Origin of the sequence: uncultured Ferrovibrio sp. (assembly GCF_937960835.1) — a bacterium.
Classification (GTDB): Bacteria; Pseudomonadota; Alphaproteobacteria; order Ferrovibrionales; family Ferrovibrionaceae; genus Ferrovibrio.
Genome location: NZ_CALGPC010000009.1, coordinates 330,721 through 341,657, shown reverse-complemented (window position 1 = coordinate 341,657; position 10,937 = coordinate 330,721). Strand labels below are relative to the sequence as shown.

Below are 10,937 nucleotides of genomic sequence, written 5' to 3'. Positions count from 1 at the left end.
TTGAGCGCCAGCAGATTGGTCTGGAAGGCGATCTCGTCGATCAGGCCGACGATGTCGGAAATCTTCTGCGCGCTGCCCTCAATCTCGCTCATCGCCCTGACGGCTTCGCTCACCACCTTGCCGCCGGCTTCCGCCGTGCTGCGCGCGCTCAAGGCCAGCTGGTTGGCAGCCTGCGCATTTTCGGCATTCTGCTTCACCGTGGCGGTGACCTCATGCATCGAGGCTGCGGTCTGCTCCAGCGCGGCCGCCTGGCTTTCAGTGCGCTGCGACAGATCCTGGCTGCCGACCGAGATTTCGTTGGCAGCATCGCGCACGGTGTTGGCGCTGTCGGCAATCTGCCGCAGGGCATCGGCCAGGTTCGCGCTGGCGGTATTCACGTCGTCCTTGAGCTTGGCGAAGACGCCGCGGTAATCGCCGGTGACGCGATGGGTGAGATCGCCCTTGGCCAGACCCGCCAGCACGCCGCCCACCTCGTCGATGGCTGCGCCGATGGTATCCAGAAGCTGATTGACGCCGCCGCCGAGCTTGGCAGCAACGCCGGATAGCGGCGCGGTGTCGATGCGCTGGGTCAGATCGCCTGCAGCGGCAGCTGCGACGATCTCGCCCACGGCGCGATCCAGCAGGTTGTCCTGTTCGATGCGGCGCTGTTCGGCGGCGGCGCGTTCGGCCTCCACCTCGCCGCGCAGCCGCTCGTTCTCGGCGCCGTTGCGCTTGAAGACTTCGACGGCGGCGGCCATGCGGCCGATCTCGTCGCCGCGCTCAAGGCCTGGGATGGCGGCGCTGTAATCGCCTTCCGCCAGGATGCCCATGCTGGTGGTCAGCGCCGCGATGGGATTGGCGATGCTGCGGCCGATCAGCCAGGCGAAGATGATGCCGACGCCGAGCGCCGCCAGCGCCATCACCAGCACGGTGAGGAAGGTGGCGTCGAAGGCCGCATCGGCGGTGACACGCTCGTTGCGCAGCTCCTCGATCTGGCTGATCTTGATCTTTTCCAGCCGGTCGTTGATCTCGGCGATGGCGGTTTCGATTTCCTGATAGATCAGGCGATTGACGTCGCCGGCCACCTTGGAGGCTTCGAGAATGCCGGCGCCATATTGCGTGGCGAAGCCCTCGGCCTCTTCGGCCATCTTGTGCAGGTCCTTCGCATCATCGGCGAGCTGCAGCTTCAGGGACTCGCTCGCCTCCACGAAGTTGAGCACCTTGCCGCTGGCTTCGTTGGCCATGGCCATGTCGCCCTGGCCGATGAAGCGCGTGGCGGCGATGCGGATTTCGGAGAAGGTATCCAGCACCAGGCCGGCTTCGGCAGCGACGGCGAACTTGTTCTGCTGGTTGGCGGCACGGACGAGATGGACCAGCACGTCGCGGGTGCGCGGGCCGTAGACTTCCAATTGGCTGCCGTTGATTTCCTTCAGCTTGTTACGCGCCGCGATCGCCTGGCCGAGATTGTTGAATGTCTGTTTGAGCTGCGCGTCGATCTCTTTCAGAAGCTCCAGCCGCTGCTGATCGGCCGTGGTATCGATCATGGCCGCGAGCGTCTCGTTGAGCTGCGGCTCGACCCGGCGCAGGGCCAGCAGGCCACGCGGATCGTCGCGCTCGACATAGAGCAGCAGGTTGCGGCGCAGATCAAGCAGGTCGCGCTCGAATGCCTGGCCTAAGCGGCCATTTTCGACGACGGCGTCATAGGTGGTGAAAGCCTGATCGCCGCGCTTGATGCCGATGATCGCGGCAACCGCGATGATCACCAGCAGCGACAGGGAGGCGATGAAACCGATGGCAATGCGGGGGCGGATGCCCAGCTTGGAGAACCAGACGGCAAGCGGCGCCCGGCGGCGGGTCGGGACATTGTCCTGAGGCGGCGGAGCATCGGCGGCGTCGGCCATGGAGGCGGCATCATGCTCGGCAGCGGACTCGGAAACGGCCATCGGACGAAACTCCTTCGCGAACTACGATAACGCGCGCCGCAGGCTGGCGCCTTGACTAGAGATTGCAACGGCATGGCTGAAGCGGGCCGGCAGGCCGGGCTCACCGGACGCGGGGCGCCGGGCGGGCAGGGGGCGGCGGGCAGCCGAAGAGCGCATGCGCTACTCCATTGCAGTTCCGCAGAGTCCTGCGGAACGACGTGACACAAAGCCCAAAACTGGCATTCCACCCCTCAACCGGTTTCTACCCTTACGGCAGAACCGATAATGGTCAAGCGATCTACGCGCTAAGATGCATCTTTGACGCGGCCGGAATCCGGCCGCTGGGCTTACGTTACGATAAATTTACATCGCCCCGCTGGACTGGGCGGCCGCGGTCTTCCCGGGCGCCCAAAGAGCGGTTGCATTTGACTAACTCATTCTCTTACAAGGTGGATTTGGGTCCCGGCTGGAGCCCCTAAGTGCCGGAAATCCCCCGGCTTTTGTATTCATGCCAGACCCCCGAGCCCGGTAGCAACGGCTGGCAACTGATGGTAAAAACACTATCATTATTACACCAGCAGACTCACTTTTGAGGGAGAAGTCGATGCGTAAACCGAACCCGTACGACGCGCATGTCGGGGCCCGTTTGCGGGCATGTCGGACCCTCGCCGGTTTCAGCCAGGAACGTCTGGGCGCTGCCGTTAACCTGAGCTTCCAGCAGATCCAGAAGTATGAGAAGGGTTTGAACCGCATCGGCGCCAGCCGTCTTCAGCAGTTTGCCCAGATCCTCAATGTGCCGCCCTCCTACTTCTTCGAGGACATGCCCGGTATCGAGCAGCAGCCGCAGGCGCGCCCCGAGCATGCCGTGGTCTCGGAGATTGAGCAGGACAAGAGCCCGGTTTCGCGCCGTCAGGCGCTCGAACTCGTGCGCAATTTCGGCAAGATCACCGATCCCACCGTCCGCGACCGTATTTTCCAGCTGATCAAGGCGGCGGCTGCCTCCTATAGCGGCAAGCCCGAGGGCGAAGAGGACGCGTCCTCCGAACCTGCGCAGGGATAACGGCTTAAATTAAGCGCTGCCATGCGCGGCGCTTACAGATCGACTCGATCATCTCGAACACGATCGCATTCAATCAACGGGCCGCAACGCGGCCCGTTTTATTTTGCGCAATCGTTTTACATCGAGTTTCCCGTTTCACGGCGCATCGCATAACGCCTGCAACGCTGGCGGGGCGGGGTGTCGTGGACACATCACCATAACGGGATAGTCTCGTTGCTGCCTCGCATAGCAATGGAGACTGCGATGACTATCTTCACTACCGATCTTCGTCCCGCTGCAAACCGGCCGATGACGGCGTTCCGCCGCACGGCGCGTCTGCCTGACCAGATCACCGTCGAACATGGCCCGCGCGAGCAGCTCGCCCGCTTCTTCCTCGCCGCCGACAAGGCTGCGCGCGACCGCGGCGTGATGCTGACGCTGAGCACCGATTTCGAATTGCTGCGGGAGGTGAATGCCCGCAACAGCGGCAGCTGGCACGGGCTGGCACCGGCCTTCGACGCAGCCTATGGCGGCATCAATGCCAGCAACGGCTTCTGGATCATCGGCACCGATGCCGACGGACAGATCGTCACCACGCAGGCGGCGCGCTATTTCGATCTCGGCAGCGAAAGCCTGGCGGACTACCTGACCAGCCTGCGCCTGTTCTATCCCGATCCTGAGCGGCAGAAGCGGCCGGGCGAAAGCTGCACGGTCACCGCGCCGAGCGCCGCGCGCATCAGCGGCCGCATCGTCTTCTCCGGCTCGGGCTGGGTGCATCCCGATTACCGCCGGCGCCACATGATGCTGATCCTGCCGCGCATCTCGCGCGCGCTGGCGCTGACCAAATGGGATATCGGCCATACCATCAGCCTGGTCAGCATGAAGCTGGTGCAGAACAACGTCGCTGCCGCCTATGGCTATCGCAATATCGAGCCGGGAATCGAGTGGCTGAATTCGTCAGTCAGCGCGCGTTACGAAGGCGCGCTGGTCTGGATGGGCCGCGAGGAGCAGCTCAACGACATGGCGCAATTCCCCGCGCAGCTTGAAGCCGCCGAGACCAGGCAGCGCGAGATGCGCGAGGCGGCGGAGAAACCCGTGCTGCTGCCGGCCTGACCGCTGCGGGTCAGGAGGCGCAATCGAGGGGGATCGTCAGATAGGGCGGATTCAGGATCGAACTGCCGGACAGCACGATGCCGCCATCGGGCCGCTGCCAGCGCAGAATCAGGCGCTGGTAGCGGCGACGGCGCGGATCGTGATCGGGCTGCTCGATGATGGCGTCGACATCGTCGACCATCGGACCGCCGCTTTGCAGGCAGGAATCGTAGAACTGCCGCGCCCAGCTTCCGTAAGCCTTGTCCGGCTGGTCCTCGATGCCGTGACCGACCGTGTTCGACAGCGAATAGCTGTCATAGGCGGTAAAGCCCGCGCCGGAATAGATGACCCGCAGGCCATGCTCGCGATGCGGCTCCATCAGCACGGTGCGGGGATTGAGATCGGAACTGGCGAGGAATTCGATCGCGCGCTCGTCGAACACGCCATTGCGTTCGCGCCAGAGGCTGAAGAGCTGTGACAGTGAGCTGCGCTGCGTGCGCGACCAATGCGCGGGATTGTGTTCGCGGCGGATATAAAGATCGCGCAGCTTCGGCTCCCGCAGGTTGGCCAGTTCGCGCAGACGCGGGCCGATCGCCTTGGGCTCGAAGAACACCTCTTCCATCCAGCCCATGGAATAGAAGACGAGCCCGACCGGCGTGGACTTGGCGGCGTTGTTCAGGAACGGCTCGAGCGAGGAAACCGTGGCCTCTGACAGCATCCCGGCGCGGAACTGCACCAGCGTATATTCGGGCAGCACCACCAGCCAGACATAGCCAAGATTGCGCGCAAGATAGCCGGCGAGATCAAAATCCGCCCGCGGATAACCCAGTTCTGCAGCCAGATTCTCTGATGGCCAGCGGGACCAGGCCCCCTTGGGATCGACCAGAAACTCCATATTACCCCCATCGGCCTCTGCCCGCACCGATGCGGCGATTTTAGAAGCAGCCGCCGGGGTCGTCGAGTTTTCTTCCGATTACTCTTTCGTCGTAGAAAACCGATGGTAGCAAAACGCGCCGTTGTACAATTCGACAGTTACCATAACGAGCGTGCTTGCGTCCGGGCTTGGGCTTTCCTACATGAGGAGGCCACCGTAAGACGAAGGTTCCCTCAATGAGCAGCAGCGAAGACCGGCACGCCACCTGGCATGGCACTACCATTTTGGCGGTGCGTAAAAACGGACAGGTTGTGCTGGCCGGCGACGGCCAGGTCAGCCTCGGCCAGACTGTGATCAAATCGAATGCCCGCAAGGTGCGCCGTCTGGGCGACGGGTCGATCATCGGCGGCTTTGCCGGCGCGACCGCGGATGCCTTCACCCTGTTCGAGCGGCTGGAAAACAAGCTGGAGCGCTATCCCGGCCAGCTCGCCCGCGCCTGCGTGGAACTCGCCAAGGACTGGCGCACCGACCGCTATCTGCGCCGCCTGGAAGCAATGATGGCGGTGGCCGACAAAAACGTGTCCCTGGTGCTGACCGGCACCGGCGACGTGCTGGAGCCCGAGGATGGCCTGATCGGAATCGGATCGGGCGGCAATTACGCCCTGGCCGCGGCCCGCGCCCTGATTGACCGCGACGATATGGACGCCGAAGCGATCGCCCGGCGCTCTCTCGAGATCGCCGCTGACATCTGCGTCTATACCAACCGCAACATCATCATCGAAAAGATCGCATGACCTCCTTTTCGCCGCGCGAAATCGTTTCCGAACTCGACCGCTACATCGTCGGCCAGGCCGAGGCCAAGAAGGCCGTCGCCGTCGCCCTGCGCAACCGCTGGCGCCGTCAGCAGCTGCCCGAAGGCCTGCGCGAGGAAGTGCTGCCGAAGAATATCCTGATGATCGGCCCAACCGGCGTCGGCAAGACCGAGATTTCGCGCCGCCTGGCGAAACTCGCCAACGCGCCCTTCCTGAAGGTGGAAGCGACGAAATTCACCGAGGTCGGCTATGTCGGCCGTGATGTCGAGCAGATCGTGCGCGACCTCGTCGAGATCAGCGTCAGCATGACCCGCGAGCGCCGCCGCAAGGAAGTGCGCGCCCGGGCCGAGCTTGCCGCCGAGGAGCGCCTGCTCGATGCGCTGGTGGGCGAGAAGGCCAGCGTCGAGACGCGGCAGAAATTCCGCAAGATGCTGCGCGAGGGCGAACTCGATAAGCGCGAGCTGGAGATCGACCTGCCCGACAGCGGCGGCGGCATGCCGATGTTCGAGATCCCCGGCATGCCCGGCGCGCAGATGGGCATGATCAATCTGCAGGACATGCTGGGCAAGGCGCTGGGCGGCATCCGCCGGCGGCCGCGCAAGACCACCGTGGAAGAAGCCATGGCGGCGCTGACGCAGGAAGAAAGCGACAAGCTGCTGGACCAGGAGATGGTCACCAAGGAAGCGCTGACCGCGGTGGAGCAGAACGGCATCGTCTTCATCGACGAGATCGACAAGATCTGCGCGCGCAGCGAATATCGCGGCGGCGGCGACGTCTCCCGCGAGGGTGTGCAGCGCGACCTGCTGCCGCTGATCGAAGGCACCACGGTGGCGACCAAGCATGGCCCGGTGAAGACCGACCATATCCTGTTCATCGCTTCCGGCGCCTTCCATCTGGCCAAGCCGAGCGACCTGCTGCCCGAATTGCAGGGCCGCCTGCCGATCCGCGTCGAGCTGAAGGGCCTGACCCGGGAGGATTTCAAGCGCATCCTGACCGAGCCGGAAGCCAGCCTGCTGAAGCAGTATGTGGCGCTGCTGGCCACCGAGCAGGTGACGCTGGAATTCACAGAGGATGCCATCGACACGATCGCGCAGATCGCCGCCGACGTAAATGACGGGGTGGAGAATATCGGTGCCCGCCGCCTGCACACCATCCTGGAGCGCGTGCTGGAGGAAATCAGCTTCACGGCGTCCGACCATTCCGGCCAGATGGTGAAGGTGGATGCCGAATATGTGCGCAAGCGCGTCGGCGACCTCGCCAAGAACAGCGACCTCAGCAAATACATCCTTTGAAGCGGCCTGACCCGGGCAGGCTGCCGCTACGCCAAAGGTGACGGCGCGGCCGAATTCCGCCATTCTATTCGCAACGGCGAAGAATAGCGGAGGAAAGCCATGCCCGAGTCGAAGGCCGAATTGACAGATTGCGTTGCCCTGATCACCGGTGCGTCCAGCGGCATCGGTGCCGCCACGGCTAGGCTGCTGGCGCGGCGCGGCTGTTCGGTTGCGATCAATTACTCGAAAAGCAAGGAAGCCGCCGAACGCGTCGCGGCCGAATGCGAGGCGCTGGGTGCGCGGGCTTTTCTTACGCCGGGCGATGTTTCCGATGACGCCGCCTGCCGCCGCATCGTGGACGAGACGGTGGCTCATTTCGGCCACCTGAATTTCCTGGTCAACAATGCGGGCACCACCAAATTCGTCGCGCATAAGGATCTTGGCGGACTGTCAGCGGAAGATTTCCAGCGCATCTATGCCGTCAACACCATCGGCCCGTTCCAGATGATCCGCGCCGCCGAGCCGTATCTGCGCGCCACCAGGGGCGCGGTGGTGAATGTCTCGTCCACCGCCGCCATCACGGCCATGGGCTCCTCGCTTGCCTATGTCGCCTCCAAGGCAGCGCTGAACGGCATGACCTTGGGTCTGGCCCGCGTGCTGGGGCCGGAGGTGCGCATCAATTCGGTCTGCCCCGGCTTTGTCGAAGGCGAATGGCTGAAGCAGGGCATGGGCGAGGCTGGTTATCAGGCCGCGCAGGAGACCTGGAATACGCTGGCGCCGCTGCGCCGCACCAACCAGCCCGAGGATATCGCGGCAAGCATCGTCTTCTTCCTCACCTCCGCGCCGAATATCACCGGCGAGACGCTGCTGATCGACAGCGGTATGCGGCTGGCGCAGTACCGCCTCAAATGAATCTCACGGCTCAGCCAATCATGGTTCGGCCGGCAGCCGCGCCTCGGGATCGCTCAGGCTGAGCGCCTGCGGGCCGGGCACAGCCGGATCGACATTGGTATCCAGGCGAATGTCGGCAATCACCGGCAGGTGATCGGAAATTTTGCGCGCGGCAGGATCAACCCAGGAGCGGCAAAGCGCGCCATGCGGACGGCAATAGATGCGATCGAGCCGGAAAAGCGGCCGCCGCGCGGGCCAGGTCCGGTGCATGGTGCGGGTCGGCAGGATGGTTTTCAGCACGCTGCGCACCGATCCGAAGAAAAACCAGTCGTTGAAGTCGCCCATCATCACCGTGGTGCGCCGCGAGGTGCCGGCGATGGCAGCCAGCATCGCCGCCTGCTGGCGCCGCTCGTGCCAGCCGAGCCCGAGATGCACGGTGGCGAGATGCAAAGGACCGCAGGGGGTCGCCACCGTGGTTTCGATGGCGCAGCGCGGTTCGCGCCGGTAGATGGAAAGATCGTGCAGCGCGATCTCGCCCATCGGCCAGCGGCTGATCAGTGCATGGCCGTAATAGCCATCGGGCGCCAGGATGGTCTTGGCCTCCGCCGCATGGCTGCCGAGCGACTGCGCGAGAAAGGAAAACGGCGAGGTCTCGCCCTTGCCGCGGGAGTCGATCTCCTGCAGGGCGACGATATCGGGATTATGGCTGCGCACCAGATCGACGACGCGCTTGAGATCGTAGCGTCCGTCCGGACCGATGCCGCTATGGACATTCCAGGTCAGGACGCGGATGCGGGGCGCTTCCTGCTCGCTCACGCCTCCGCCTTCCGGTGCCGGGAGATGATCCGCTGCAGCCAGACGGAGACGCCGAGCCAGCCGGACAGGGTGGCAACGAAGATGAGGATGTCGACAAAGCTTGGCGAGTGCAGCATGTCGAAGACCTGCCCGCCCAGAGCCGACAGAGCGACGATGCCCGGCGCCAGGCCCAGCACGGTTCCGGCCATGTAGTCGGAGATGCGGATCCTGGCCGCGCCCGCCACCAGATTGACCAGCGTGAAGGGCGGCGTCGGCATCAGCCGGACCATGGTCATCGCAACGATGCCGTTATCCTTGACCCGGCAGGCGATGCGATGAATGCGCGGCCCCATGACCTGCCGCAGCATCTGCGCGCCCAGACGCCGGCCGATGGCATAGGTAATCAAGGCGCTGGCCAGCGCGCCCATGGTGGCAAACAGCAGTCCCTGCCAGGTGCCGAATGCCGCAGCTGTGGCCGCGATCAGCAAAGTGACCGGGAATGCCACCAGACCAGCGGCGACGAATACGCCGAGCACGATGGGCAGGGCCCAGGGGCTGTCGGCGATGCGGGCAAAAGACTCCGTCAGGTTTTCCGGCGAGATCGAAGCCGCCAGCGGCGTGTAGCGCCAGGCCAGCACGAGCAGCAGGAGGCCGATGGCGACGGTGCTGAGCTTGATCACGCGGGCAATCCGGCTGACGCGCGGCGGATCGCTGTCGGAGGAGGTGAAGTAATCCTCCGCGCCAAAGGGCCGTTCGGGATCGGCCAGCAGATTGATCGGCGCGATGAGATCGAGGCCGGCCATGGTGCGGTCTTCGACCGGCAGCAGGCGGTGCTCGCGATTTGGGAAAGCATCGAGCACGGCAAAGAGCGAGCCTTGGTTCTGCGCCAGAACCTCGGCGACCTCCTGCGCCGTCGCGCCGCAATGTTCAGCCAGCAGGCTGTTCCGCAGCAGGGTGACGCCATCGCGCTCCTGCTCATTGCTCGCCTCGATCGCAAGATCGCATTCGGTATCCAGGCCGACCGAGCGGTTGCACAGATTGGCGGAGCCGACCCGCAGAATGCGGTCGTCGACGATCATGACCTTGGAATGCACCTTGACATCGGCCTCCTGGCCATCGCGGCAGATATGCGGATAGAGCAGCCGGACACGGTGATCGACGCCGGCCTGGCGCAGGCAGCGCATGAAGCGGATGCGGCCGGACAGCATGCTCTGCTGTTCGAGCCAGCTGTAATAGGTTTTCGGCGTGACGATGACGACTTCCAGATCGGGCCGCGCCTTGAGCTGATCGACCAGAGCCTGGGCCACGATGTTGCAGGTCAGGAACTGGTTCTCGATATAGATGCTGCGGCGCGCGCTGCGGATCATATCGAGGAACAGATGCTCGATTTCGCGGATCTCTACCTCCGCGCCGTAGCGCGGATGCGTCCGCGCGATGCCGATTGTGGTATTGCGGAAATGCGGTTGCAGCGTTTCCGGCCACAGATCTGGCTCGCACGCTACCTCGTCCACAGGAACGTCCACAGGGGCGAGGCGCTCCTGCGTGACGCGCTGCCAGCGCATGCGAACAAGATCTCCCAGCGCGCGGGCAGCAGGGCCATCGACCATCATCTGCACGTCATGGAAGGGCGGGTACATCACGCCGGCAGGATCGACGCGCAGCAAATTGCCCGGCGCATGCTCGGCAGTGTCCCAGCGGCGGATGGTGAGATCGAGGCCGCCGGAGAACGCCACCGCATCATCCACCACAACGATCTTCTGGTGATGCGACGCGCCGATCGGCAGCATCTTGTCGAGGCAAAGCTCGATCTGGGGCGGCGTGCTCCATTGCAGGGTCAGGGCTGGAATCTTCTCGCGCTCCAGCGAATAGAGCGGCGCGTAATCCCACAGCAGCAGCTTGATCGACAGATCCGGGCTGCGCGCCGCCAGTTCGGACAGGAACGGCCCCAGGCGCGGCGGCAGATCGTCGCCGGTCTTGCCGTCGGCACCGACCAGCGGCGTGCGGCTGTCGATATCCCAGCCAATGATGTAGATGCTGCGCTTGGCGTTACGCAAAACCTGCCGCAGCACACCATAATAGGCGGCCGCATCCACCAGCACGGCAACACGCGCGGCCTTTTCGCATCGCCACACATTCCGTCCGGGCTGGAGCAGTGCTGACGCCGTTTTTATCTGGTCGATACCATCCGTTGCTTCGGCGAGACTCACCGGGGACCTCCTTTGACGCCTGTTCAACACGGCAGCCAAGGCTTTGGTAACGCCC

Annotated in this window: 9 protein-coding genes; 5 read left to right on the top strand and 4 right to left on the bottom strand. The window is 64.1% G+C overall.

Annotation, left to right across the window (positions count from 1 at the left end; genetic code table 11):
- Nucleotides 1-1,922 (bottom strand): methyl-accepting chemotaxis protein (locus tag Q0603_RS09995; RefSeq protein ID WP_298725149.1); only part of this gene is annotated, 1,922 nt, incomplete at its 3' end.
- Nucleotides 1,923-2,505: 583 nt separating this feature from the next.
- Here Q0603_RS09995 and Q0603_RS09990 point away from each other — a divergent pair.
- Nucleotides 2,506-2,961, top strand: coding sequence for a helix-turn-helix domain-containing protein (locus tag Q0603_RS09990; protein ID WP_298725147.1), 456 nt, complete (start codon nucleotides 2,506-2,508; stop codon nucleotides 2,959-2,961).
- Between the two features lie 243 nt (nucleotides 2,962-3,204).
- On the top strand, nucleotides 3,205-4,053 hold the full coding sequence (locus Q0603_RS09985; RefSeq protein ID WP_298725145.1) for a hypothetical protein: 849 nt from the start codon (nucleotides 3,205-3,207) through the stop codon (nucleotides 4,051-4,053).
- 10 nt (nucleotides 4,054-4,063) lie between these two features.
- Here Q0603_RS09985 and Q0603_RS09980 read toward each other — a convergent pair whose 3' ends face one another.
- A complete protein-coding gene (locus Q0603_RS09980) occupies nucleotides 4,064-4,927 on the bottom strand; it encodes a hypothetical protein (RefSeq protein WP_298725143.1) in 864 nt (287 codons plus the stop codon).
- A gap of 215 nt (nucleotides 4,928-5,142) precedes the next feature.
- On the opposite strand from Q0603_RS09980, the gene hslV reads away from it, so the two are divergent.
- The 3 genes from hslV (at nucleotide 5,143) to Q0603_RS09965 (ending at nucleotide 7,901) form a co-directional block, all read left to right on the top strand.
- Nucleotides 5,143-5,700: an ATP-dependent protease subunit HslV gene (gene hslV, locus Q0603_RS09975; protein ID WP_298725140.1), complete on the top strand. Its 558-nt coding sequence runs from the start codon at nucleotides 5,143-5,145 to the stop codon at nucleotides 5,698-5,700.
- Nucleotides 5,697-7,010, top strand: coding sequence for an ATP-dependent protease ATPase subunit HslU (gene hslU, locus Q0603_RS09970; RefSeq protein ID WP_298725138.1), 1,314 nt, complete (start codon nucleotides 5,697-5,699; stop codon nucleotides 7,008-7,010). The genes hslV and hslU overlap by 4 nt, the downstream gene beginning before the upstream one ends.
- A gap of 99 nt (nucleotides 7,011-7,109) precedes the next feature.
- Nucleotides 7,110-7,901, top strand: a complete 792-nt coding sequence (locus tag Q0603_RS09965) for an SDR family oxidoreductase (RefSeq protein WP_298725136.1) — start codon at nucleotides 7,110-7,112, stop codon at nucleotides 7,899-7,901.
- An 18-nt stretch (nucleotides 7,902-7,919) separates the two neighbouring features.
- On the opposite strand, the gene Q0603_RS09960 is transcribed toward Q0603_RS09965, so the two are convergent.
- Both Q0603_RS09960 and Q0603_RS09955 read right to left on the bottom strand, forming a co-directional pair.
- Nucleotides 7,920-8,696 carry an endonuclease/exonuclease/phosphatase family protein gene (locus Q0603_RS09960; RefSeq protein WP_298725135.1) on the bottom strand — a complete coding sequence of 259 codons (777 nt, stop codon included), beginning with the start codon at nucleotides 8,694-8,696 and terminating at the stop codon, nucleotides 7,920-7,922.
- Entirely contained in the window at nucleotides 8,693-10,882 is a 2,190-nt protein-coding gene (locus Q0603_RS09955; protein ID WP_298725132.1) for a VTT domain-containing protein, read from the bottom strand. Before Q0603_RS09955 ends, Q0603_RS09960 begins: the two co-directional genes overlap by 4 nt.
- Between the last annotated feature and the right edge of the window lie 55 nt (nucleotides 10,883-10,937).